We start from the raw sequence: 24601 nt of genomic DNA, 5'->3' as shown, positions 1-24601 counted from the left end.
GTGTAAGGGGATGGGCGGGGGTGTCGTGTGGCATGGCCACGGCCTCGGGGGCGCCGGTGGTTGGGGCTGAGGTCGGCGGGCGTACCGGGGGCATGGGCGGGGGGAGGGTCCTACCACGGCATCGCCACGCCCCCGTTCGGGCGGAGGATCTGGCCTGTGGTGAAGGCCGAGGCGTCGGAGGCCAGGTGGAGGATCGCATGGGCGATGTCCTCGGGCTCGCCCACACGGCCCAGGGGTGACCTGCGGGCCATGGCGGACTCCGTGCGTGCCCGGGACGCGCTGTCGTGGCGGTCGGTCATCGGCGTGCGGATCCACCCCGGAGCGACCGCGTTGACGCGGATGCCGTGCCGGCCCAGCTCCGTCGCGAGGGTTTTCGTCAGCTGGACCACCGCCGCCTTGGCCACGCCGTAGCAGAGCAGCCCGGGGCCGCCGGTATCGACGGCGCCGGAGGCCATGGTGACGATGCTGCCCCGGGTGCCGTGGGCGATCATCAGGCGGGCCGCCTCCTGGCAGGCGTAGAGCACTCCCTTGAAGTTCACGGCGAGCACGCGGTCGAGGTCCTCGTCCCGGGTCTCCAGTACCGGGCTGCTGTGCATGATCCCGGCGACCGCGGCCAGGGCGTCCAGGCGCTCGCAGGAGGTGAGGGCCTGCTTCAGCCCGGGCCGGTCGGTCACGTCGAGGAGGTGGGCGCGGGCGGTGCCGCCGCCGTCCTCGATCAGGCTCACCGTCTCGTGCAGGCCCCCGGCGTCACGGTCGGCACAGTGCACCGTCGCGCCCGCCTCGGCGAGCAGGAGGGCCGAGGCGCGGCCGATGCCGCTCGCCGCGCCGGTGACGAAGACGGTGCGGCCGGTGAGGTCGTACGCCGTGACGGGCATACGGGGACCGTACGAGTGTTTCTGACGGACCGTCAATTGGTGTGGCGGCGTCGGGTGGTGGCCGGTGCGGGGCCAGGCTGACAGGTGGGGCACCAGTAGGTGGGACGTTCGCGGGAGCCGTCGCCCTGGTCCGCGACACGGATCGAGGTACGGCACCGGAGACAGGGGCGGGGGGCCCGGCCGTAGACGAAGAGGTCTTGGCCGCGGCTGCCCGTCGTGCTGCGGATCGGGCGGTCGCGGTTGGCCTCCAGCAGCCTCTTCGCGAGCGCGGGCAGCTTCTCGGCGCGGTCGGCGGGCAGGGCACCGGCCGGCAGCCAGGGGGTGACGCCGAGCAGGAAGCACAGTTCGCTCTTGTAGACATTGCCGATGCCCGCGAGGTTGCGCTGGTCGAGGAGGGCCTCGCCGAGTTCGCGGGTGGGGTCCTGGAGGATGTTGGCGAGGGCCTGGTCGGGGTCCCAGTCCGGGCCGAGGAGGTCGGGGCCGAGATGGCCGACCGCGCGATGCTCGTCTGCCGTGCGCAGGAGTTCCAGGACGGGCAGGCGGTAGCCGACCGCCGTGCGGTCGGTGTTGCCGAGGATCGCGCGGATCTGGTGGCCGGGACCGCCGCTCCAGCGCCGGCCGTTCTCGTACACCTTCCAGGAGCCGTCCATCCGCAGGTGGGAGTGGAGGGTCAGGCCGCCCTCGATGCGCGTGAGGAGGTGCTTGCCGCGCGCGGCGACGTCGAGGACCGCGCGGCCCGTCAGATCGGCCGTGGCGAAGCGGGGCACCCTGAGGTCACTTCGGGTCAGCACCCTGCCCGCGAGGGCCTCGTCCAACCGCCTCGCGGCCTGCCAGACCGTGTCACCTTCGGGCATGGGTCAAGGGTGGCACGAACGCCGCGGGCTCGGCCGGAGCGGCTGCGGGTGGCCGGCCATCACGCACGCAGGCGCAGTCCTCCGTCATGCACGCAGGCGCAGTCCTCGGGGGGTCGCGATGAAACCGGCGCCCTCCAGGAGGGTGCCGAGGGGGGAGGTGAGTGCCGGGGAGCCGTTGACGCGCTCCACCGTGACCGTGCCGAGCGAACCCGCGCGGGCTGCTTCGGCGAGTGCTTCGGCGGCGCTGCGCAGACGGGGGTCGTCGGCGGGATCGCCGTCCGGGTGGGTGGGCCAGGCCAGCAGGGTCTTGCCGCCGCGCTCCATGTAGAGCGTCAGCTCACCGTCGACCAGGACCACGAGGGAGCCCGCTTTACGGCCCGGCTTGTGCCCGGCGCCGCTCGGGGGTTCGGGCCAGGGCAGGGCTGCGCCGTACGCGCTCGCCGGGTCGGCGGCGGCGAGAACGACGGCCCGGGAAGCGCCGCCGGGGCGGGTACCGCGGCCCGGGAAGCCCTGGTCGTACCCGGCACGGCCGCCGTTCTGCCAGGGCGGGGCGGCCTGCGGGGTACGGTCGCGCGGCGAGACCCACTCGTCCGGGGACGGCTTCGGGGTGTCGTACGTGGGGGCCAGGTCGGAGAAGCCGTCAGGGCCGCGGTCGTCGCTGTGCCCGAAGGACGGGGCCGCGTCGTCCGGGGCGGCGAAGTCATGGGCGGAGAACGGCTCGGGTTCCGCGCCGGGCAGCGGACCGGGCAGGTCCGCACCTCGGTCGCGGGCGTTCGACACCGCGCGCAGCCGGTCCACCGCTCCGTCCATCGCGAACTGTGCGGCACCGAGACCCTCCACCACATAGCCGCGGCGGGCCTGGCCGCTCTCCTCGAAGACGGACAGGACGCGGTACGTCGCAGAGAAGCCGCCCTCGACGCCCTCTGCCGAGACAGCGCCCCTGGTGACCACGCCGTGCCGGTCGAGGAGGGTGCGGGCGAGAGCGTGGGCCCGCACGGTGGGGTCGGGTTCATGGGCCGGGAGCAGCGACCAGCGGCCGGCCACCGTCGGCGGGCCGGAGCGGGACGAGGTCCGGGCCGCGGCGGTCAGGGAGCCGTAGCGGCCGCGCGGGACGGCGCGCTTGGCGCGGTGGGCCGTCGAGCCGGCGGTGCGGCCCGAGCCGAGCAGGGAGCGCATCGGGGCGAGGGTGTCGTTCGTCAGGCGGCCGGACCAGGCGAGGTCCCACAGGACATCGGCCAGTTGGGGATCGCCGGCCTCGGGGTGGGTGGTGGCGCGGACCTGGTCGGCGATCTGGCGGAAGAACAGGCCGTAGCCGCCGGAGAGGGTGTCCAGGACGGACTGGTGCAGGGCGGTCAGCTCCAGGGGGTGCGGGGGAGACAGGAGCAGGGGGGCCGCGTCCGCCAGATAGAGCGAGACCCAGCCGTCCTTGCCCGGGAGGGAGCCCGCCCCGGCCCAGACCACCTCTCCGGCCGCGGTCAGCTCGTCCAGCATCCCCGGGGTGTAGTTCACGACCCGGGAGGGCAGCACCAGCTTCTCCAGGGCGGAGGCCGGCACGGACGCGCCCTGGAGCTGCTCGATGGCCCGGACCAGCCCGTCGATGCCGCGCAGGGAGTGCCCCTTGCCGATGTGCTGCCACTGCGGGAGGAACTGGGCCAGTGCGGCCGGTGGCACCGGCTCCAGCTCGTGCCGCAGGGCCGCCAGGGAGCGGCGGCGCAGCCGGCGCAGCACGGCCGCGTCACACCACTCCTGGCCGATCCCGGCCGGGTGGAACTCGCCCTGGACGACCCGGCCCGCCGCGGCGAGCCGCTGGAGGGCGCCCTCGGTGACGGCGACGCCCAGTCCGAAGCGCGCGGCGGCCGTGGCCGAGGTGAACGGGCCGTGGGTGCGGGCGTAACGCGCGAGGAGGTCGCCGAGCGGATCCTTCACGGGCTCCGTGAAGGCCTCAGGGACGCCGACCGGCAGGGCGGTGCCCAGCGCGTCGCGCAGGCGGCCCGCGTCCTCGATCGCCGCCCAGTGGTCCGCGCCGGCGATCCGGACCCGGATGGCGCGGCGGGCACCGGCGAGCTCCTGCGCCCACTGCGGCTCGGCGCCCCGCTCGGAGAGCTCCGCGTCCGTGAGCGGGCCGAGCAGGCGCAGGAGGTCCGCGACGCCCTCGGCGTCCTTGACGCGGCGGTCCTCGGTCAGCCACTGGAGCTCCCGCTCCAGCTCGGTCAGCACCTCCGCGTCGAGCAGCTCGCGCAGTTCCGCCTGGCCCAGCAGCTCGGCCAGCAGCCGAGAGTCCAGCGACAGGGCGGCGGCGCGGCGCTCGGCCAGCGGGGAGTCACCCTCGTACAGGAACTGGGCGACGTAGCCGAAGAGGAGCGAACGCGCGAACGGGGACGGTTCGGCGGTGGTGACCTCGACCAGGCGCACCTTGCGGGACTCCAGGTCGCCCATCAGCTCGACGAGGCCGGGCACGTCGAAGACGTCCTGGAGACACTCGCGGACCGCCTCCAGGACGATCGGGAACGAGCCGAACTCGCTCGCCACCTGCAGCAGCTGCGAGGCGCGCTGCCGCTGCTGCCACAGCGGCGTGCGCTTGCCCGGGTTGCGGCGCGGCAGCAACAGCGCACGAGCGGCGCATTCGCGGAAGCGGGAGGCGAACAGAGCCGAACTGCCCACCTGGTCCGTGACGACCTGGTCGACCTCGCCCTTGTCGAAGACCACGTCCGCCGCGCCCACCGGGGCCTGCTCGGCGTCGTACTCACGGCCCATCCTGACCGGCTCCTGGTCCAGGAGGTCCAGGCCCATGAGATCGGCGTCCGGCAGGCGCAGCACGATGCCGTCGTCGGCGTGCATGACCTGCGCGTCCATGCCGTACCGCTCGGAGAGCTTGGCGCCGAGCGCGAGCGCCCAGGGGGCGTGCACCTGGGCACCGAAGGGGGAGTGCACGACCACGCGCCAGTCGCCGAGCTCGTCGCGGAAGCGCTCCACGACGATCGTCCGGTCGTCCGGGACGTGACCGCAGGCCTCGCGCTGCTCGTTCAGATACGACAGCACGTTGTCCGCCGCCCACGCGTCCAGCCCGGCGGCGAGAAGCCGGAGGCGGGCGTCGTCCTCGGGCAGGGATCCGACCTCGCGCAGGAACGCGCCCAGTGCCCGGCCCAGTTCCAGGGGGCGGCCCAGCTGGTCGCCCTTCCAGAAGGGCAGCCGGCCCGGCACGCCCGGGGCGGGGGAGACCAGGACACGGTCGCGGGTGATGTCCTCGATGCGCCAGGAGCTGGTGCCGAGGGTGAAGACGTCGCCGACACGGGACTCGTAGACCATCTCCTCGTCGAGCTCGCCGACCCGGCCGCCGCCCTTCTTGGGGTCGGTGCCCGCGAGGAAGACGCCGAAGAGACCGCGGTCGGGGATCGTGCCGCCGGAGGTGACGGCGAGGCGCTGTGCGCCGGGGCGGCCGGTGATCTCGCCGGTGACCCGGTCCCACACCACGCGCGGGCGCAGCTCCGCGAACGCGTCGGACGGGTAGCGGCCCGCCAGCATGTCGAGGACGGCCGTGAAGGCCGACTCGGGAAGGGAGGCGAAGGGGGCGGCCCGGCGGACGACGGCGAGGAGGTCGTCGAACTGCCAGGTGTCCAGGGCCGTCATGGCGACCACCTGCTGGGCCAGGACGTCCAGGGGATTGGCCGGGACCTTGAGGGACTCGATGGAGCCGGTGCGCATCCGCTCGGTGACCACCGCCGCCTGCACCAGGTCGCCCCGGTACTTCGGGAAGACCACACCGGTGGAGACCGCGCCCACCTGGTGCCCCGCCCGGCCGACCCGCTGCAGGCCGGAGGCGACCGAGGGCGGCGACTCCACCTGCACGACCAGGTCGACCGCACCCATGTCGATGCCCAGTTCCAGACTGGACGTCGCCACGACCGCGGGCAGGCGGCCCGCCTTGAGGTCCTCCTCGACCAGGGCGCGCTGCTCCTTGGACACCGAACCGTGGTGGGCGCGGGCGATGACCTGGGGGGCACCCTGGGCCGCTCCCGAACCGCCCATGAGCTCGGCCGGGGAGTGGTGCTCGTCGAGAGTCTCGCCGGTGGCCCGCTCGTACGCGATCTCGTTCAGCCGGTTGCAGAGGCGCTCCGCGAGGCGGCGGGAGTTGGCGAAGACGATCGTGGAGCGGTGGGACTGGACGAGGTCGGCGATCCGCTCCTCCACATGCGGCCAGATGGACGGGCGCTCGGCGCCTTCCTGGCCCTCCGCGACCGGGGAACCGCCCAGCTCGCCCAGATCCTCGACCGGGACGACCACGGACAGGTCGAACTCCTTGCCGGACTCCGGCTGGACGATCTCCACCTTGCGGCGGGGCGACAGGAAACGGGCCACCTCGTCCACAGGGCGGACCGTCGCGGAGAGGCCGATCCGGCGGGCGGGCTTCGGCAGCAGCTCGTCCAGCCGCTCCAGGGAGAGCGCGAGGTGGGCGCCACGCTTGGTGCCGGCGACCGCGTGCACCTCGTCGAGGATCACCGTCTCCACGCCCGCCAGCGCGTCGCGCGTGGCCGACGTCAGCATCAGGAACAGCGATTCCGGGGTCGTGATCAGGATGTCCGGCGGACGGGTCGACAGGGCGCGGCGCTCGGCGGCTGGGGTGTCGCCCGAGCGGATGCCCACCTTGACCTCGGGTTCGGGCAGGCCGAGGCGCACCGACTCCTGCCGGATGCCCGTCAGCGGGCTGCGCAGGTTGCGCTCGACGTCCACCGCCAGGGCCTTCAGAGGGGAGACGTACAGGACACGGCAGCGCTTCCTGGGGTCGGCCGGGGGAGGCGCCAAGGCCAGCTGGTCGAGGGCCGCCAGGAATGCCGCGAGGGTCTTGCCGGAGCCGGTGGGGGCCACGACCAGCACGTCCGAGCCCTCGTGGATGGCCTGCCACGCGCCGGCCTGGGCCGAGGTGGGCGCGGAGAAGGCACCCGTGAACCAGGCTCGGGTCGCGGGGGAGAAGCCGTCCAGGGCTCGCTGCGCATTGCTGGGCATGCGTCCATCGTGCACCTCGGCACTGACAACAGGCCTCGACGCCTCGTGGCCTGCCGTTTCGCCGCGAGGGCGGCCACCGGGACGTTCCGGGGTGTCCCCGGCCGCGGACAATGGCCGTATGGACGAGCGCGCACGGCACTGGCAGTACGACGAGCTGCCCGGAGTCGATCTGCTGTGGGCCCGGTACGTGCACAAGACGTTCGTGCGGCACACGCACGAGAACTTCGTGATCGCCGCCATCGCCGACGGCGTGGAGGTGTTCCACCACGGCGGAGGCGACCATTACGCGGGAGCCGGGGCTCTCGCACTGGTGAATCCCGATACGCCGCACACCGGACGGGCCGGGGTGCCTCAAGGCTGGCGGTACGGGGCCGTGTACCCGCCGCCCCACGTGGTCGCCGAGATCGCGGCCCAGACGACCGGGCTGCGCGGGACCCCGGGGTTCGTCAGCCCGGTGGTGGACGACCCCTACGCCGCGGGACTGGTGCACCAGGTGCTGCGGGCCGCCGACGAGGGCAACGCGCTGGCCGCGGACACACTCCTGCGGGTCGCGGTGACCAGGTTGCTGCGGGTGAACGGCGGGCTCGTGCCACGGCGGGAGGTGCGGACGGCGGGAGCCCGGATCGCGGCATGCGCGCGTGGCGTGCTGGAGGAGCGGATGGCACGTCCGCCGACCCTGGAGCGGCTCGCGGCCGACCTCGGAACCAGCCCGTTCGCCCTGCTGCGGGCCTTCCGGAACACCTACGGGATGCCGCCGCACGCGTGGCTCACGGACGCGCGCGTGCGGCGGGCGCGCCGGCTGCTGGACAGGGGGACGACTCCGTCCGAGGCGGCAGTGGCCGTCGGGTTCACCGACCAGCCGCATCTCAGCCGGCACTTCAGCCGGATGGTCGGCGTGCCTCCCGGGGCCTACCAGCGGGAGCGCAAGAACGTACAAGACCTCGGGTAGCCGCCGCCCGTAGCGTGGGGGAGCGTGGCAGATCGGACAGTTCTCGAAGACGCGGACTTCGGTGGGAAGACGGATCGGGCGGTCGTGCGCGACGCCCTCGGCGTCGGGGTGGCCGTCGGGCTCTCCGGCTTCGCCTTCGGTGTGACATCGGCCGGTGGCGGTCTCACGCTGCTGCAGACGTGCGCACTGAGTCTTCTGGTGTTCACCGGGGCGTCCCAGTTCGCTCTCGTGGGGGCCCTCGCGGCCGGGGGCAGCCCTTTCACAGCGGCCGCCGGTGCCTTCTTCCTGGGGGTGCGGAACGCCTTCTACGGACTGCGGCTGTCGCAGTTGCTGGCCCTCCCGCGCGCGGTGCGGCCGTTCGCCGCCCAGTGGGTGATCGACGAGACGGCCGCCGTGGCGCTCGCCCAGCCCACCCGGCGTGCCGCGCGGCTCGGGTTCGTCGTGACCGGGCTGAGCCTCTACATCCTGTGGAACCTCACCACGCTGCTCGGCGCCCTGGGCGCCGAGGCGATCGGCGACACCGACGCGTGGGGCCTAGACGCCGCCGGGCCCGCGGTGTTCCTGGCCCTGCTCGCGCCGATGCTCAAGACCGGCACCGAGCGGGCCGTCGCCGGGCTCGCCGTGCTGCTGGGGCTCGGACTGCTGCCCGTGCTGCCCGCCGGAGTCCCGGTGCTGCTGGCCGCTCTGGCGGCGCCGGTGGTGCTGTGGGCGGACGGCCGGCGCAAGGGACAGGGGGACGCACCGTGAACGTCTGGATCGCGATCGGGGTGACCGCCCTCGGGTGCTACGCCGTCAAGCTGGTGGGTCTCCTCGTGCCCGCGGGGACCCTGGAGCGGCCCTTGGTGAAGCGTCTCGCCGCCCTGCTGCCCGTCGCGTTGCTGGCGGCCCTCACCGCCCAGCAGACCTTCGCCGACGGGCAGACACTGGTGCTGGACGCCAGGGCCGCCGGGCTCGCCGCCGCAGCCGTGGCGCTGGTGCTGCGTGCCCCGTTCCTCCTCGTCGTCGCCGCGGCCGTGCTGGTGACCGCGGGGGTGCGGGCCATGGGGGCGGGATGATCAGTCGATGACGCGGCCGTACGCGCCGAGCACGCGCAGCGCCTCGATCGTCACCAGCGGGCGGGCCTCCAGGGCTGGGGCCGGGGCCCAGTGGCGCCACCGGACGGGCCAGCCGCCGTCCTCCTGCTGCTGCGCCGCGAGGTGGTCGAGGGACCGGGCCATTTCGTCGTCGGTGAACCACGCGCGCGCGAGCGAGGTCGGTGTCCGCGCGAAGTCGTACGGAAAATGGTGCTCCCCCGGGGCGTAACCGGGGGCGACCGGGCAGTCGTCCAGGTCGTCGGGGTTCAGGGCCGAGAGGCGGTGCTTGCGGACCAGGCGGCCGAGACGGTCGGCGGCCGCCCGCGCGCGCGGACGGTCCGGGGCGGAGTCCAGGAAGACCAGGGCCGCCTCGATCTCGTACGGGTGCGATGTCTCCAGGGACTCGATCGCCCGCCAGCAGAAGTCCGTCGCCCGGAAGAGCCAGGCGTGCCACACCTCGTTGCGGTGCAGCAGGCCCACCACCGGCCCGGTGGCCAGCAGGTCGCTGGGCGGATCGTCCACCACCGTCACGAAGGGGGCCGTGGGACAACCGCGCTGGCTGGGGTGGATCGCCGGGAGGGCGCCGTCCGCGGTCGAGACGGACGTCAGGTAGCGGCAGATGCGTTCCACCCGCTGGCCGGCGCACCGTCCGACCGCGTCCAGCACCCGCAGCGCGTGCGCCGTGTGCAGCGGCTGGCTGACCGGGCCACGCAGATCGGGCTCCAGCGCGTGGCCGTACCCGCCGTCCTCGTTGCGGTAGGCGTCCAGGGCGGTCTCCACCGGATCCGCGGCGGCGTCCCGGAAATGGTGGGCGAAGCGGCGCTGCTCGAGCACGCGCGCGGTGAGCCAGACGAAACGCTCCGCGCGCGTGACGGGGCTGTGCGGCGGGGGTGTCGGGGGAAGTTCGGTAGCTCCTGTTTCGGCCATGGGTCAGACCGTAGGGCGCGAAGCGGCGCCGGCAGGCGGTCCCGGCTCAGGCCCACCCCCAGGGGCGGGATACTGGAGTCATGCGGTTGACGGTCTTCTGGCAGCGAATGGCGGAGCACTTCGGTCCTGGCTACGCCGAAACGTTCGCGCGTGACCATGTGATGTCCGAGCTCGGCGGGCGCACGGTGCACGAGGCACTGGCGGCCGGCTGGGACGCCAAGGAGGTCTGGCAGGTGGTCTGCTCGGTGATGGACGTACCCCGGGAGAGGCGCTGACCGTTGCCGGTGTGCCCCGCAGACCGTCGGCCGACGAGGCGGGCCAGGGGAACCGGCCGGGCCGGGCGGCCGGCTCAGGGGAGCACCCGCCCGGCCCTTCCGGGACGGCCCTGACCGGTCACGAAGATCGCAGCCGGGCAGACGGCTGTCCGTGCCGTGGGCGAGACTTGGACCGTGGCACCCACTGACGAGACCGGCCAGGCAGCCCAGCAGTCCTCAGCTTCCGGTACGACACCGCCCGTGCGCCCCCCGGCCGGCGGGGCCGGGGCGAACGGCCGTATGCCGCGCTGGCTGCCCCGCGCCATGGTGCTCGCGCTCGCCCTCGTCGCGGTGTTCCAGTTGGGCAGCTGGGCCTTCCACCAGCTCACCGGTCTGCTAGTCAACATCCTCATCGCGTTCTTCCTGGCGCTCGCCATAGAGCCCGCGGTGAGCTGGATGGCCTCGCGTGGCTTGCGCAGAGGGCTCGCCGCGTTCATCGTCTTCATCGGCGTGATGATCGTCTCGGCAGGCTTCGTCACCTTGCTCGGCTCCGTCCTCGCGGACCAGATCATCAAGCTGATCGAAGGCTTTCCCGAGTACCTCGACTCCGTCATCCACTGGATCAACACGCACTTCAAGACCGACCTGAAGCGCGTCGACATCCAGGAGGGCCTGCTCCGTTCCGACTGGCTGCGCAACTACGTCCAGAACAGCGCCACGGGCGTCCTGGACGTGTCGGCCCAGGTCATCGGCGGCCTCTTCCAGCTGCTCACGATCGCCCTGTTCTCCTTCTACTTCGCCGCGGACGGCCCGCGACTGCGCCGCGCGATCTGCTCGGTCCTGCCGCCCGCCCGCCAGGCGGAGGTGCTGCGCGCGTGGGAGATCGCCGTGAACAAGACCGGCGGCTACATCTACTCCCGCGGCCTGATGGCGCTGATCTCCGGCGTGGCGCACTTCATCCTGCTCCAGGCCCTGGACGTGCCCTATGCTCCCGTGCTCGCCGTGTGGGTGGGTCTGGTGTCGCAGTTCATCCCCACCATCGGCACGTACCTGGCGGGTGCCCTGCCCATGCTGATCGCGTTCACGGTGGACCCCTGGTACGCGCTGTGGGTGCTGGTCTTCGTCGTGATCTACCAGCAGTTCGAGAACTACGTACTGCAGCCCAAGCTCACCTCCAAGACCGTCGACATCCACCCCGCCGTCGCCTTCGGCTCGGTCATCGCCGGCACCGCCCTCCTCGGTGCCGTCGGCGCGCTGATCGCCATCCCCGCCGTCGCCACACTCCAGGCCTTCCTCGGGGCGTACGTGAAGCGCTACGACGTCACGGACGACCCCCGGGTGCACGGCCACCGGTGGCGGGGAGAGGGGCCGGGTCTGCTCGCGCGTGCCAGGGGGCTGTGGGATCGGCGCCGCGGGGCGGAGCGGCCGGAGGGCCGGGGGCCAGGGCAGAACTCCTCCTGACCGCCGCCGACGACCTGATCAAGGATGCAGGTGTCGGGCAGTGGCGTGCCCGAGGCGTGGGACCGGCCTCCGGGGGAAGGCCACAGCAGGTGCTCGGACACGCAGCGGACGGCACCGGCCTCGGCGCCGGATGTGCCGCGTGGTGCGCTTGACACCAAAATCGAACATCCATTCTCATGGAAGCACCGGCGAGGCTCAACGAAGGGCATTTCGACGTACTTTGGGTAGAGAAATGCCCGAGTTATCCACAGGCCGGATGTGCGTCGGGGCGCGTTGTCAGTGGCAGGCGTTAGCGTCTTTGACGTGAAGCGATCGACTCAAGCAAATCGGGTGGAACCCATGGCAGGAACCGACCGCGAGAAGGCCCTGGATGCCGCGCTCGCACAGATTGAACGGCAATTCGGCAAGGGCGCGGTCATGCGCATGGGCGACCGGACCAAGGAGCCCATCGAGGTCATCTCGACCGGATCCACCGCCCTGGACGTGGCTCTCGGTGTGGGCGGCCTGCCCCGCGGCCGTGTCGTCGAGATCTACGGACCGGAATCCTCCGGTAAGACCACCCTGACCCTGCACGCGGTGGCGAACGCGCAGAAGGCCGGAGGCCAGGTCGCCTTCGTCGACGCGGAGCACGCACTCGACCCCGAGTACGCGAAGAAGCTCGGCGTCGACATCGACAACCTCATCCTCTCCCAGCCGGACAACGGCGAGCAGGCCCTGGAGATCGTGGACATGCTGGTCCGCTCCGGCGCCCTCGACCTCATCGTCATCGACTCCGTCGCCGCGCTCGTCCCGCGCGCGGAGATCGAGGGCGAGATGGGTGACAGCCACGTCGGTCTGCAGGCCCGCCTGATGAGCCAGGCCCTGCGGAAGATCACCAGCGCGCTCAACCAGTCCAAGACCACCGCCATCTTCATCAACCAGCTCCGCGAGAAGATCGGCGTGATGTTCGGCTCCCCCGAGACCACGACCGGTGGCCGGGCGCTGAAGTTCTACGCCTCGGTGCGCATCGACATCCGCCGCATCGAGACCCTGAAGGACGGCACGGAGGCGGTCGGCAACCGCACCCGCTGCAAGGTCGTCAAGAACAAGGTTGCGCCGCCCTTCAAGCAGGCCGAGTTCGACATCCTCTACGGCCAGGGCATCAGCCGCGAGGGCGGTCTGATCGACATGGGCGTGGAGCACGGCTTCGTCCGCAAGGCCGGCGCCTGGTACACGTACGAGGGCGACCAGCTCGGCCAGGGCAAGGAGAACGCGCGCAACTTCCTCAAGGACAACCCCGACCTGGCGAACGAGATCGAGAAGAAGATCAAGGAGAAGCTGGGCGTGGGCGTGCGCCCCGAGGAGCCGGCCGCCGAGCCGGGTACGGACGCCTCGGCCTCCGCACCGGCCGACGCGGCACCGGCTGTCCCGGCCCCGGCCAAGGCCGCCAAGTCCAAGGCCGCCGCAGCCAAGAGCTGACCTGTGACACGGCGAACCGACTGGGCGGAGTACGAGTACGTCGCCTCCGGTGCCCCACGGGGGAGGGGCACCGGAGGTGACACCGGCGCGGCCGTGGACGAGGTGGACGGCTTCGGGGACACTCCCCTCGAAGGCGACCAGCTGTACGGAGACGGGGACGATATCGGGCCGCACGGGGGCGGTTCGGCCGGAGGCGGCTCGCGTGACGGCGGGCCGCGCGGCGGGCGCGGTCGTCGTCGGAGTGGCTTCGGTGAGGCGGCCCGAACCGAGGACGGAGGCGCCCTCTCCTCATCGAGGGCCGAGCAGGAGGCACCTCCGGGGGACCCGGTCGAGCGAGCCCGGGCGATCTGCCTGCGCCTGCTCACCGGGACCCCACGAACCCGTAAGCAACTCGCCGACGCCCTGCGCAAGCGGCAGATCCCGGACGACGCCGCGGAGGAGGTGCTCTCACGGTTCGAAGAGGTCGGCCTCATCAACGACAGTGCCTTCGCGGACGCCTGGGTGGAGTCCCGCCACCACGGCAGAGGGCTCGCCCGGCGTGCGCTCGCCCGGGAGCTGCGAACCAAGGGTGTCGACTCCACGCTGATCGACGAGGCCGTCTCCCAGCTCGACTCCGAGCAGGAGGAGGAGACCGCACGCGAACTCGTCGCACGCAAGCTCCGCTCCACCCGCGGACTTGACCGGGACAAACGCCTCCGCCGCCTCGCGGGCATGCTCGCCCGCAAGGGTTACCCCGAGGGCATGGCCCTGCGGGTGGTCCGGCAGGCGCTGGAGGAAGAGGGAGAGGACACGGAGTTTCTCGGCGAAGAGGGGTTCTGAGGGCGCCGACGACGGGACGAGGTCCGGGACCCGGAACAGTTGCCGGAGCCGGATGAGCAACTGCCGCCTCTGACCGGCTGTGTGCATCCTAGGCTCAGCGCATGAAGATCGATGTGCGTTCAGCAACCGAGGTGGACGTGCCGGCGTTGCTCGCTCTCTATCGCGAGTTGAACCCGGACGACGCGCCGTTACCGCAGGCGTCCGCAGACGCCGTCTGGGCGGACATATCAAGGCAGCTGGGACGGACGATCCTGGTGGCTGACGCCGGCGGCACCGTGGTCGGAACGGCGGATTGCATCGTCGTGCCGAACTTCACGCGTGGGGGGCGGGCCATCCTGTTCGTGGAGAACGTCGTGGTGACCGGCTCCGTCCAGCGGAGCGGTGTCGGCCGTCGGCTGATGGAGGCCGCCGTTCGGCTGGGGGAGTCGGTGGGCTGCTACAAGGTGCAGCTCCTGGCCGCGGACGACGAGTACGTCCACACCTTCTACACGGCGTGCGGTTTCAAAGCTCTGGCACAAGGTTTCCGCCGCTACATCCCCTAGCCGTCGCACTCACTCCACCGGCAACCCCGCCTCCCGCCACGCCTGGAACCCGCCGACGAGGTCCGTGGCCCGGCGCAGGCCCAGCTGGTGCAGGGACTGGGCCGCCAGGCTGGACGCGTAGCCCTCGTTGCAGATCACCACGATGCGCAGGTCGTGGCTCGTGGCCTCGGGGAGGCGGTGGCTGCCCTGGGGGTCGAGGCGCCATTCCAGTTCGTTGCGCTCGACGACCAGGGCGCCGGGGATGAGGCCGTCCCGATCGCGCAGGGCGGCGTAGCGGATGTCGACCAGGAGCGCGTCGCCGGCTTGGGCGGCCTCGTACGCATCCCGCGGTCCGATCCGCTCGTAGCCCGCCCGGACACGGTCCAGCAACTCGTCGATGCCGACCGGCGGTTGGGTGTCGCGGTCCGTCGGCCCGGGTGCGGCGCTCACTGCCAGTCCTCCGGACGCTCGACCTGCTCCAGTCGCAGGATGGGTCCGTTGCGGCTGTAGCGGCGGATCTGCGGCAGAGGCGGATAGTAGGCGTGGACGGAGATCGCGTGCCGGTCGGGTGACTCGTTGAGCACCTCGTGGACGTGGTGCCGGCCGAAGGCGCGCCCCTGTCCGGCCCGCAGTCGGCGTTGCCGGTCCATGTCGTCGGTGAGCTCCAGTGTCCTCCAGCCGTCGGTGGGCAGCCGAGCGGCGAGCGAGTTCTCCTTGAGCTCGCCCGAGGCGGTCAGAAAGGCGCCGACCGAGTCGGCGTGGTCGTGCCAGCCGGTGCCTGTGCCGGGCGGCCAGCCGATCAGCCACGCTTCGCTGCCGCCGGGCCCTTCCAGCCGCACCCACGTGCGGCCCTCCGGATCGAGCGGCAGGGAGTCGATCAGCTCGGTGTCGGCGGCAGTGCGCCGAACGAAGTCATAGAGGTCGGCCTGGGTGGGAGCCGGACCGGTGGAGACAGAGGGGGTGGCAGAAGGGGATACAGACACGGGTGCCGTCCTGAAGGTCCTGATGAGGGTTCGCGGGCGAGGCGCGACAGCCGGCGGACAGACCGCGGCGCGCGCACAGGAGAAGAGGAATGCGAAATCAGCAGGACGGGCGACACACGCAGCCCGCATAGCGGAGGAGGTCCATATGGACCCTCCGCCACAGGCGCACACAGGTGTCGGTCACGAACCGGAGTACACCACGGCCGCCCGGGCGGGTCAACTCACTGTCACCATGCGGACGCTCTGTGACAGTGAGCACACCATCCCGGGACCGAGCCCCGTGGCCCGGGGGCCAACCTCAGCGTGAACCGGCCGAAGCGCCGGCCGCTGCCTGCGCCTTCACAGGTCCGCCCACCGTGGCCTCCGCCGCGGCGTACAGATCGGCCGGGCGCACTCCGCTCAGCGCGGTGACGAGGTGCCCGTCGGGACGCACCAGCAGCACCGTGTGCGCGCCCGCACCCGGATAACTCTCGGCGACGAGCAGCTCGGCGTGGTGCGGCAGTGCCGTGACCGCCGCCGCGAGCTGCGGCATGATGCCCGCGCCGACCCAGTGCTTGCGCTCCCAGACGCCCGTGCCCGGTGCGATCAGCACCACGAGCAGCGCACCGCGGCCGAGCCGGTCCCGCAGCCGTACGAAGGTGCCGTCCTCCGCGGTGACCCGTACGTCGGTGACCGGTGCACCGAGTGGTGTGTCGACCGGGACTTCCCCTTCGAGGGGGCGGGGCGCGAGCGGCGAGTCGGCGTACACCCCCGGCGCGCCGAGCTGGCCGTGCCCCAGGTGACCCTCGGTGAGCAGGGCGTCGTGGCCACGGGACGAACCCGGGACGACGGCTCGCAATCCGCCACCGCCGCGCAGCAACGGCAGTGCCTGGTCGGCGGCGCGGAGCCGGGCGGCGACGACCGCCCGGCGTTCCGTCTGGTAGCTGTCGAGGAGCGCCTCGTGCGGCCCGTGGTGCCAGGCCAGGGCAAGCTTCCAGGCGAGGTTGTCGGCGTCCCGCAGGCCCTCGTCCAGCCCGTGTGTGCCCAGCGCGCCGAGCAGGTGGGCCGCATCCCCCGCGAGGAACACACGGTCGGCGCGCCAGCGGCGGGCCAGCCGGTGATGGACCGTGTGGACACCGGTGTCCAGCAGCTCGTACGGCGGGGTCGTACCGCCCGCCCAGCCGGCGAGGGTTTCCCGGATGCGGGTGAGCAGCAGTTCGGGGGTGACCAGGTCCTTGCCGGGCGGCAGAAGCCAGTCCAGGCGCCAGACGCCGTCCGGCAGCGGACGCGCCGTGACCTCGCCGGCCGAGGGCCCGGACATGCGCCAGGGCGGCGAGCGGTGCAGCAACGCTTCGTCGCGCCAGGGCAGTTCCGTACGGAGCGCGGCGACGGCGTGGCGTTCCACCGCCGTACGGCCCGGGAAGCGGATGTCCTGGATCTTGCGCACGGTCGAGCGGGGGCCGTCGCAGCCGACCAGGTAACTGCCGCGCCACCAGGTGCCCTTGGGGCCGCGGGTGTGGGCGGTGACGCCCGAGGGCTCTTGTTCGAGGCCGTCGAGGCGGCTGTCCACCGCGACCTTGACGAGCCGTTCGTCCGCGAGGGCCGCGCGCAGCGCTCCGGTCAGCACGTGCTGGGCGATGTGCAGGGGGGCGGGCTCGGTGTCGTCGAAAACCACCTCGCGCATCACCTGCTTGCGCCGCATCGACCGCCATCCGGCCCAGTGCGCACCGGCCCGGCCGAGGGGCATGCCGGTCAGCCGTTCCATCAGCGCGGCGGTGTCCTCGCGCAGGACGACGGTGCGCGCCGCGCGGGGTTCGTCCTTGCCCGGGCCCTCGTCGAGGACGACGCACGGCACCTCCTGACGCGCCAGCGCCAGGGCGAGCGTGAGCCCGACGGGCCCCGCTCCGACGATGATCACCGGGTCCACGGCGTGGCGCCCCCTGCCCGCGGTGGTGTCCTGAGAGACGTAGGTGAACAGGAAGTTGGAGCAGGGTGCACGATCACAGAACGTATGCAACCCATTGCCGGTGCTTGCGTCAAGTGACCAGGGGCAGTGGCGATCATGCCACTGCCCCTGATGGTGTCACATGAGGTGACCGCGTGTCAGACGGTGCCTCCGGCGCCGGTCCCTGCCGTGCCGGCGATCTCCGCGTCGTTCGGGCCGACGACCGCGCCGGTCGACTTCTTGGCGCGCCGCAGCCGGCGTTCCAGCCAGCTGGCGAACGAGGTCAGGGCGAAGTTGAGCGCGATGAAGATCACGGACACGACGATGAGGCTTTGGATGATGTTCCCGCCGTAGTAGCCGCTCATCGTGCCGGCAGCGGCGAGCAACTCCGCGTAGGTCAGGACCGCGCCGCCGAGTGCGGTGTCCTTCACGATGACGACGAGCTGACTCACGATCGCCGGAAGCATCGCCGTGACCGCCTGCGGCAGCAGGATGAGGCGCATCAGCTGCCCCTTCCGCAGGCCGATCGCCATCGCCGCCTCGGACTGGCCCTTGGGCAGGGCCAGAATGCCCGCCCGGACGATCTCGGCGAGGACGGAGGCGTTGTACAGCACCAGACCGGTGACGACCGCGTACAGCGGACGGTCGTCGGAGCTCACGGCGGTGTACTCGGCGAACAGCGCGAGACCGAAGATCATCAGGACCAGCACGGGGATGGACCGGAAGAACTCGACCACGATCGCGGCCGGCATCCTGACCCATGCGTGGTCCGACAGTCGGGCGATGCCGAGGACCGCGCCGAGCGGCAGCGCGATGATCATCGCCAGGGCCGCGGCCTTCAGCGTGTTCTGCAGGCCGGGCCAGATGTAGGTGGTCCAGGCCTCGCTGCCGGAGAAGAACGGCTCCCACAAGGCCCACTCCAGCTGACCCTTGTCCTTGAGGGCTTTGTACACCCACCACAGCAGAGCCGCGACGGCGACCAGGAAGACCACCGTGAGGATGACGTTGCGACGCTTGGCGCGAGGCCCCTGCGCGTCGTACAGAACGGAACTCATCGCTTCACCGCCACCTTCTTGCCCACCCACCCGAGGATCAGACCGGTCGGCAGCGTCAGGACCACGAATCCGAACGCGATGATCGCGGAGATCAACAGCAGCTGAGCCTCGTTCTCGATCATCTCCTTCATCAGCACCGCCGCCTCGGCGACACCGATGGCCGCGGCCACCGTGGTGTTCTTGATCAGGGCGATCAGCACGTTCGCCAGCGGGACGACGGACGAACGGAACGCCTGCGGCAGCACGACCAGACCCAGCACCTGGTTGAAGCTGAGGCCGATCGCCCGGGCCGCCTCCGCCTGCCCGACCGGCACCGTGTTGATGCCGGAGCGCAGGGCCTCGCACACGAAGGACGAGGTGTAGAAGATCAGCCCCAGGACGGCGAGCCGGAAGTTGATCGTCTCGACGTCGTCCGCCCCGAGGGAGATCCCCAGCGTCTGGTTCAGGCCCAGCGACGTGAACAGGATGATGACGGTCAACGGGATGTTCCGCACGATGTTGACGTACGCGGTCCCGAAGCCGCGCATCAGTGGCACGGGGCCGACGCGCATGGCGGCCAGCAGCGTGCCCCAGATGAGAGAGCCGACGGCGGACAGCACAGCGAGCTGCACTGTCGTCCAGAAGGCTCCCAGCAGGTCATAACCCTCAAGAAAGTCGAACACGATCTCCCGCGCTTCCGCGTATAGGGATGCCCGGGTGCGCCGCTCCGCAGAGCGGCGCACCTTTCAGGCGTTGCCTCAGCTCTTGATGTCGCCGATCTTCGGCGCGGGCTCGTTCTTGTAGTTGGCCGGGCCGAGGTTCTTGTCCACGGCCTTCTGCCAGGCGCCGTCCGCGACCATGTCCTCAAGAGCCTTGTTGATCTTGTCCTTGAGGTCGCTGCCCTTCTTGACGCCGATGCCGTAGTTCTCGTTGGTCAGCTTGAAGCCGCCGAGCTTGAACTTGCCCTTGAACTGGGCCTGCGCGGCGTAACCGGCGAGGATGGAGTCGTCGGTGGTCAGCGCGTCGACGGCACCGTTCTGCAGGCCGGGCAGACAGGCGGAGTACGTCGGGTACGGCTGGAGCTGCGCCTTGGGAGCCAGCTTGTCCTTGACGTTCTGCGCCGAGGTGGAGCCGGTGACCGAGCAGAGCTTGGCGTTGTTCAGGTCCTTCGGCGACTTGATCTTGTTGTCGTCCGCACGAAGCAGAACATCCTGGTGCGCCAGCAGGTAAGGACCGGCGAAGTCGACCTTCTCCTGGCGCTCCGGGGTGATCGAGTAGGTCGCGGCGATGAAGTCGACGTCACCGCGCTGCAGCATGGTCTCGCGGTCGGCGCTCTTCGACTCCTTCCACTCGATCTGGTCCGCCTTGTAACCGAGCTTCTTCGCGACGTACGTGGCGACATCCACGTCGAAGCCGGCGTAACCCTGCGGCGTCTTCTGACCGAGGCCGGGCTGGTCGAACTTGATGCCGACGGTGATCGTCTTGCCGCCGTCGGAGCCGGAGTCGCCGCCGGTGCTGTTGTCGCCGCCGCACGCGGTGGCGGTGAGGGCGAGAGCGAAGACGGTGGCCGAGGCGGCGGTGACCTTGCGGAGCTTCATCATGAACATCCTTTGACTGGTGAAGAGATGCGGGCCCTCAAAAGGCGGGCGGCGCGGGGTGTGCGTCGGACGCGACCCGTGCCGTCAGTGGTGCAGGATCTTCGAAAGGAAGTCCTTGGCACGGTCGCTGCGCGGAGCGCTGAAGAACTGGTCGGGCGCAGCCTCCTCGACGATTCGGCCGTCTGCCATGAACACCACGCGGTTTGCAGCCGATCGTGCGAAACCCATCTCGTGGGTGACGACGATCATGGTCATGCCGTCGCGGGCGAGCTGCTGCATGACCTCCAGCACCTCGTTGATCATCTCGGGGTCGAGCGCGGAGGTCGGCTCGTCGAAGAGCATCACCTTCGGCTCCATGGCCAGGGCCCGCGCGATGGCGACGCGCTGCTGCTGACCGCCGGAGAGCTGAGCCGGGTACTTCTCGGCCTGCGCGGCCACGCCCACCCGGTCGAGCAGGGCCCGGGCCCGCTCCTCGGCCGCCTTCTTGTCCTTCTTGCGGACCTTGATCTGGCCGAGCATCACGTTCTCGAGCACGGTCTTGTGCGCGAAGAGGTTGAAGGACTGGAAGACCATCCCGACGTCGGCCCGCAGCCGTGCCAGCTCCTTGCCCTCGGCGGGCAGCGGCTTGCCGTCGATGGTGATCGAGCCGGAGTCGATCGTCTCCAGGCGGTTGATGGTGCGGCACAGGGTGGACTTGCCGGACCCGGAGGGTCCGATGACCACGACGACTTCACCGCGGGCGATCGTCAGGTCGATGTCCTGGAGTACGTGCAACGCGCCGAAGTGCTTGTTGACGCTCTTCAGGACGACCAGATCGCCGGTCGCGGCCACATCTTCCTTGGCCACCGATACTTCGGTCATCGCTCTCGGGCTCCGTCCTCCTCGGTTTCGGAGGACAGTAGTTACCCTCTACGACCTGCGTCATTACATCTGAGGGGAATCTGAGCATCACGATCCGATAGCAATCGGACACGTGTCGTAGCACTTGTGAGCAGCGCTGATATCGGCCGGATAACGGAAGGGCTCCGCAACCGGAACCCTCTTGACGCCGTCCTCTTCCATCAGCGTGACTGCACAAGGTGCTCGCGCGCGTGTGCACGCCTTGTGTACACATTCAGATCGTACGGCCGATGAACTGAAGGGGGACCGGATGAGACTGCTGCTCGTCGAGGACGACAACCACGTCGCCGCCGCCCTGTCGGCGGTTCTGGCACGGCACGGGTTCGACGTCACGCACGCGCGCAGCGGTGAGGAGGCCCTCCAGGCGCTCGTCCCCGAGGGCGACTGCTTCGGCGTCGTCCTCCTCGACCTCGGCCTGCCCGACCAGGACGGATACGAGGTCTGCGGCAAGATCCGCAAGCGCACCAGCACCCCGGTGATCATGGTTACGGCCCGCTCCGACGTGCGCTCCCGCATCCACGGCCTCAATCTCGGCGCGGACGACTACGTGGTGAAGCCCTACGACACCGGGGAGCTGCTCGCCCGCATCCACGCGGTCAGCCGTCGCACCTCCCACGAGGACACCTCCAGCGGCATCGAGACCGAGCTGCGGCTCGGCCCGGTGCACATCGAGCTGCCCACCCGCAGGGTCAGTGTGGACGGGTCGGTGATCAGCCTGACCCGCAAGGAGTTCGACCTGCTGGCCTTGCTCGCGCAGCGGCCCGGAGTGGTCTTCCGCCGGGAGCAGATCATCAGTGAGGTGTGGCAGACCAGCTGGGAGGGCACCGGCCGCACCCTGGAGGTGCACGTGGCGTCCCTGCGCGCCAAGCTGCGGATGCCGGCGCTCATCGAGACCGTCCGCGGAGTCGGATACCGGCTCGTCGCGCCTGCCGGGTAGCGGGGCCGGGTGCGCACTCGTCTGCTCCCGCTGCTCATCGTCCTGATGGCGGCCGTTCTGCTCGCGCTCGGCGTTCCGCTCGCCGTCAGTCTCGCCGGCGCCCAGCAGCAGAAGGTCGTCGTCGACCGGATAGACGACACGGCTCGCTTCGCCGCCCTCGCCCAGTTCGTCACGGACTCGCCCGACGGAACGACCGACGCCTTCGAGAACGAGCGCCTGGCCACCCTCAGCAGCGAGCTGCGCAGCTACTACGACGTCTACGGCATCCGGGCCGGGGTCTTCTACCGCACCGGTCGTGCCATGGCCCACGCCCCCGCCGAGTGGTCGCTGCCCGAGGAGGGCGAGGTGCGGGACGCCTTCGCCGAGGCGAAGCTGAGCCGCCGCAGCCACGATCCGAAGCAGGTGTGGCCCTGGCAGCGCCGCAACCTGGTGGTCGCCTCGCCGGTCATCCGGGACGGCGACGTCGTCGCGGTCGTCGTCACCGACTCGCCCACGGGACAGCTGCGCTCCCGCACGCTGCACGGCTGGCTGGTCATCGGCGCGGGCGAGTTCGCCGCGATGCTGCTGGCCGTCGGTGCCGCCCTGCGGCTGACCGGCTGGGTGCTCAAGCCCGTGCGCGTCCTGGACGCCACCACGCACGACATCGCCACCGGCCGGCTCAAGTCCCGGGTCGCCGCCGCCGGCGGTCCGCCGGAACTCCAGCGGCTCGCGCGGTCCTTCAACGAGATGGCGGACAACGTCGAGGACGTGCTGGAGCAGCAGCGCGCCTTCGTCGCCGACGCCTCCCACCAGCTGCGCAACCCCCTCGCCGCGCTGTTGCTGCGCATCGAGCTGCTCTCGTTCGAACTGCCCGAGGGTAACCAGGAGATCGCCTCGGTCCAGGCCGAGGGCAAGCGCCTCGCGCAGGTCCTGGACGACCTGCTCGACCTCGCCCTCGCCGAGCACACCGAGGCGGATCTCAAGGTCACCGACATCGGCGAACTCGCCGCCGAGCGCCTCGCGGCCTGGGCTCCGACCGCCGAGGCCAAGGGGGTGCGCCTGGTGGGCGACTGCCCGCCGACGACCGCGTGGGCCGACCCGGTCGCCCTGTCCAGCGCGCTGGACGCCGTCATCGACAACGCGGTGAAGTTCACGCCCGAGGAACAGACCGTGGAGGTGACCGTCGCCTCCAACGGCGACACCTCCACCGTCGTCGTGACCGACCAGGGTCCGGGCCTCACCGAGGAGGAGCTCGCCCGCGTCGGGGACCGCTTCTGGCGCAGCGGCCGGCACCAGAACATCAAGGGCTCGGGCCTCGGGCTGTCCATCTCGCGGGCGCTGCTCGCGGCGGGCGGCGGATCGATCGCGTACGGCCGTCATGAGCCGCACGGGCTGAAGGTGACGGTGACGGTACCCAGGTCGGCGCCCGCCGCCTGACGGGAGGGCGACCGCGGCGCGGCCGAGGTCCGCCCGGGCGCTACGGCTTGACCGACTGGTAGTAGCGCTGGGCACCCACGTGCAGCTTCAGAGGGTCGGTGTAGATCGCCGTGCGGACATCGACCAGCTGGGCGGAGTGGACCTTCTTGCCGATGAGATCCCGGCTGTCGAGCACCGTACGGGTCAGCCACTCGGTGAGCCGCGGGTCCATGTCGCTGCGCGTGATCAGCAGGTTGGACACCGCCAGCGTCGGTATCGCCTTGCCGCGCTGGATGGTGGGGTAGGCGGATTCCGGCATCTTGGTGGCCCGGTAGTAGCGGGTGGCGCCGCCCTGGTCGTGCAGCTTGGCCACCAGCGCGGCGTCGATCGGCACGAACCGGAAGGCCGACGCCGACTTCTTGGCCGGCCGGCTGAGCCCGTCGGTGGGCAGGCCGCCCGACCAGAAGAACGCGTCCAGGCCGTGGCCCAGTCGCTTGGGTCCGGTGTCGATGCCGTCCGACGACGGCTTGATGTCCTTTTCCGGGTCGATGCCGGCCGCCTTGAGCACGCCGTTCGCTATCAGCCGCACACCGGAGTCGGGCAGCCCTATGGCCACGCGCTTGCCCCGCAGGTCCGCGACGGAGCGGATGTCCGAGTCCGGCGGCACGACGAGCTGGACATAGTCGTCGTACAGGCGGGCGACCCCGCGCAGCCGGTCGGCGCCGGGGTCCTTGGCGAGCTTGTAGGTGGCGACCGCGTCGGCCGCGGCGATCGCGAAGTCCGCGTCGCCCGTCGCCACGTCCGCGACGTTCTCCTGCGAACCGGCACTGGGCTGCAGCCGCACCTTCAGGCTGGGCATGTCCTTGTAGATCTCGTCGCTCAGGAGCCTGCCGTACTCGTGGTAGACCCCCGCGCGGGTGCCTGTACTGAACGTGATGGTCCCGCTCGGCGGTTCCTCGGCCCAGGGGCGCAGCCACCACAGCAGCAGGCCGAGGACCACGAGGGAGGCGGCGCCGCCCTGCAGGGACCTACGTCTGCCGACACGGGGGAGCGTTCTGGACATGCGGGCGATCCTGCCAGCCGCGTGGTCCCCTGACCAGGGCAGGGGTCACAGGCGGGGGCGGGGGAGTGTCGGTGGCCGCCACTACAGTCGCCCCCATGAGCTCTTCGCCCGCTGACCTGGTCCGTGAATTCCACCGCGCCTTCGGCCTGGACGTCCGCAGCACGCCGACGGAGGTCTCCCCGGAACTGGCGGCCCACCGGGGCGAACTTCTCGCGGAGGAGGCGGCGGAGGTCGCCGAGGTGTCGGTGCGGGGGCCCCTGGACCGGCTCGCCCACGAGCTCGCGGACGTGGTCTACGTCGCGTACGGCACCGCCCTCGTGCACGGCATCGACCTCGACGCGGTGCTCGCCGAGATCCACCGCTCCAACATGACGAAGATCGGCCCCGACGGCTCGGTCTCCCGCCGCGAGGACGGCAAGGTCCTCAAGGGCGAGCACTACGAGGCACCGGATGTGCCGGGGGTGCTGCGCAGGCAGGGGTGGGTGCCGGGCGGAGGCGCCTGACTTGGGCATTCCCAGAGATCACGCCTCGGCGTCCCGGCCCGGCTCCCCCGGTCGACGACCGGTGCCTCGCCT

General features: G+C 71.3%; 24 protein-coding genes. 11 read left to right on the top strand and 13 right to left on the bottom strand.

Annotation, left to right across the window (positions count from 1 at the left end):
* Positions 1-110: 110 nt before the first annotated feature.
* From ADK65_RS17345 to ADK65_RS17335, 3 genes are all read right to left on the bottom strand, one after another.
* The gene (locus ADK65_RS17345) at positions 111-875 is read right to left on the bottom strand and encodes an SDR family NAD(P)-dependent oxidoreductase (protein ID WP_053671067.1); all 765 of its coding nucleotides are present in this window, start codon (positions 873-875) and stop codon (positions 111-113) included.
* A 32-nt stretch (positions 876-907) separates the two neighbouring features.
* Positions 908-1729 (bottom strand): Fpg/Nei family DNA glycosylase, encoded by an 822-nt coding sequence (locus ADK65_RS17340; protein ID WP_053671066.1) that lies wholly within the window; start codon positions 1727-1729, stop codon positions 908-910.
* Positions 1730-1813: 84 nt separating this feature from the next.
* A complete protein-coding gene (locus tag ADK65_RS17335) occupies positions 1814-6730 on the bottom strand; it encodes an ATP-dependent helicase (RefSeq protein ID WP_053671065.1) in 4917 nt (1638 codons plus the stop codon).
* 118 nt (positions 6731-6848) lie between these two features.
* On the opposite strand from ADK65_RS17335, the gene ADK65_RS17330 reads away from it, so the two are divergent.
* From ADK65_RS17330 to ADK65_RS17320, 3 genes are read left to right on the top strand one after another with little or no spacing between them, the layout of a single operon-like run.
* Positions 6849-7679 (top strand): AraC family transcriptional regulator, encoded by an 831-nt coding sequence (locus ADK65_RS17330; protein ID WP_053671064.1) that lies wholly within the window; start codon positions 6849-6851, stop codon positions 7677-7679.
* Between the two features lie 24 nt (positions 7680-7703).
* Positions 7704-8426: an AzlC family ABC transporter permease gene (locus ADK65_RS17325; protein ID WP_053671063.1), complete on the top strand. Its 723-nt coding sequence runs from the start codon at positions 7704-7706 to the stop codon at positions 8424-8426.
* Positions 8423-8734 (top strand): AzlD domain-containing protein, encoded by a 312-nt coding sequence (locus ADK65_RS17320; RefSeq protein WP_053671062.1) that lies wholly within the window; start codon positions 8423-8425, stop codon positions 8732-8734. The genes ADK65_RS17325 and ADK65_RS17320 overlap by 4 nt, the downstream gene beginning before the upstream one ends.
* Here ADK65_RS17320 and ADK65_RS17315 read toward each other — a convergent pair whose 3' ends face one another.
* The gene (locus tag ADK65_RS17315; RefSeq protein WP_053671061.1) at positions 8735-9679 is read right to left on the bottom strand and encodes a hypothetical protein; all 945 of its coding nucleotides are present in this window, start codon (positions 9677-9679) and stop codon (positions 8735-8737) included. It lies immediately after the preceding gene.
* Between the two features lie 80 nt (positions 9680-9759).
* Between ADK65_RS17315 and ADK65_RS17310 the strand changes: the two genes are divergently transcribed.
* The 5 genes from ADK65_RS17310 (at position 9760) to ADK65_RS17290 (ending at position 14213) form a co-directional block, all read left to right on the top strand.
* Positions 9760-9954, top strand: a complete 195-nt coding sequence (locus tag ADK65_RS17310) for a DUF3046 domain-containing protein (RefSeq protein ID WP_053671060.1) — start codon at positions 9760-9762, stop codon at positions 9952-9954.
* 174 nt (positions 9955-10128) lie between these two features.
* Positions 10129-11394 (top strand): AI-2E family transporter, encoded by a 1266-nt coding sequence (locus ADK65_RS17305; RefSeq protein WP_078956015.1) that lies wholly within the window; start codon positions 10129-10131, stop codon positions 11392-11394.
* 339 nt (positions 11395-11733) lie between these two features.
* Positions 11734-12852, top strand: a complete 1119-nt coding sequence (recA, locus tag ADK65_RS17300; protein ID WP_053671058.1) for a recombinase RecA — start codon at positions 11734-11736, stop codon at positions 12850-12852.
* A 3-nt stretch (positions 12853-12855) separates the two neighbouring features.
* Complete coding sequence (recX, locus tag ADK65_RS17295; RefSeq protein ID WP_053671057.1) at positions 12856-13671, top strand: recombination regulator RecX; 816 nt, start codon at positions 12856-12858, stop codon at positions 13669-13671.
* Between the two features lie 101 nt (positions 13672-13772).
* Positions 13773-14213 (top strand): GNAT family N-acetyltransferase, encoded by a 441-nt coding sequence (locus tag ADK65_RS17290; RefSeq protein WP_053671056.1) that lies wholly within the window; start codon positions 13773-13775, stop codon positions 14211-14213.
* 9 nt (positions 14214-14222) lie between these two features.
* Here the strand turns inward: ADK65_RS17290 and ADK65_RS17285 are convergent, their stop codons facing one another.
* The 8 genes from ADK65_RS17285 to ADK65_RS17255 all read right to left on the bottom strand — a co-directional run bounded on the left by ADK65_RS17285 (position 14223) and on the right by ADK65_RS17255 (position 20592).
* Positions 14223-14642: a rhodanese-like domain-containing protein gene (locus ADK65_RS17285; protein WP_199825652.1), complete on the bottom strand. Its 420-nt coding sequence runs from the start codon at positions 14640-14642 to the stop codon at positions 14223-14225.
* Positions 14639-15175 carry a cysteine dioxygenase gene (locus ADK65_RS17280; protein ID WP_053671055.1) on the bottom strand — a complete coding sequence of 179 codons (537 nt, stop codon included), beginning with the start codon at positions 15173-15175 and terminating at the stop codon, positions 14639-14641. The genes ADK65_RS17285 and ADK65_RS17280 overlap by 4 nt, the downstream gene beginning before the upstream one ends.
* A 97-nt stretch (positions 15176-15272) precedes the next feature.
* Entirely contained in the window at positions 15273-15344 is a 72-nt protein-coding gene (locus ADK65_RS39790; protein ID WP_310851512.1) for a putative leader peptide, read from the bottom strand.
* A gap of 129 nt (positions 15345-15473) precedes the next feature.
* Entirely contained in the window at positions 15474-17081 is a 1608-nt protein-coding gene (locus ADK65_RS17275) for an FAD-dependent monooxygenase (protein WP_053671054.1), read from the bottom strand.
* Between the two features lie 176 nt (positions 17082-17257).
* Entirely contained in the window at positions 17258-18154 is an 897-nt protein-coding gene (locus ADK65_RS17270) for an amino acid ABC transporter permease (protein WP_053671053.1), read from the bottom strand.
* Positions 18151-18816, bottom strand: a complete 666-nt coding sequence (locus tag ADK65_RS17265) for an amino acid ABC transporter permease (RefSeq protein WP_053671052.1) — start codon at positions 18814-18816, stop codon at positions 18151-18153. Before ADK65_RS17265 ends, ADK65_RS17270 begins: the two co-directional genes overlap by 4 nt.
* Positions 18817-18891: 75 nt before the next feature.
* Positions 18892-19731 carry a glutamate ABC transporter substrate-binding protein gene (locus ADK65_RS17260; protein ID WP_053671074.1) on the bottom strand — a complete coding sequence of 280 codons (840 nt, stop codon included), beginning with the start codon at positions 19729-19731 and terminating at the stop codon, positions 18892-18894.
* Between the two features lie 84 nt (positions 19732-19815).
* Positions 19816-20592: an amino acid ABC transporter ATP-binding protein gene (locus ADK65_RS17255; RefSeq protein ID WP_053671051.1), complete on the bottom strand. Its 777-nt coding sequence runs from the start codon at positions 20590-20592 to the stop codon at positions 19816-19818.
* 289 nt (positions 20593-20881) lie between these two features.
* On the opposite strand from ADK65_RS17255, the gene ADK65_RS17250 reads away from it, so the two are divergent.
* Complete coding sequence (locus ADK65_RS17250; protein ID WP_053671050.1) at positions 20882-21568, top strand: response regulator transcription factor; 687 nt, start codon at positions 20882-20884, stop codon at positions 21566-21568.
* Positions 21569-21577: 9 nt separating this feature from the next.
* Positions 21578-22984, top strand: coding sequence for a sensor histidine kinase (locus ADK65_RS17245; RefSeq protein ID WP_053671049.1), 1407 nt, complete (start codon positions 21578-21580; stop codon positions 22982-22984).
* A 40-nt stretch (positions 22985-23024) separates the two neighbouring features.
* Here the strand turns inward: ADK65_RS17245 and ADK65_RS17240 are convergent, their stop codons facing one another.
* Positions 23025-24026 carry a TAXI family TRAP transporter solute-binding subunit gene (locus ADK65_RS17240; protein ID WP_053671048.1) on the bottom strand — a complete coding sequence of 334 codons (1002 nt, stop codon included), beginning with the start codon at positions 24024-24026 and terminating at the stop codon, positions 23025-23027.
* A 95-nt stretch (positions 24027-24121) separates the two neighbouring features.
* On the opposite strand from ADK65_RS17240, the gene ADK65_RS17235 reads away from it, so the two are divergent.
* Positions 24122-24529, top strand: a complete 408-nt coding sequence (locus tag ADK65_RS17235) for a MazG nucleotide pyrophosphohydrolase domain-containing protein (RefSeq protein WP_053671047.1) — start codon at positions 24122-24124, stop codon at positions 24527-24529.
* Positions 24530-24601 lie beyond the last annotated feature (72 nt).

It is taken from the genome of Streptomyces sp. NRRL B-1140 (assembly GCF_001280065.1).
GTDB lineage: Bacteria > Actinomycetota > Actinomycetes > Streptomycetales > Streptomycetaceae > Streptomyces.
This window is presented reverse-complemented; position numbering and strand designations above follow the sequence as displayed.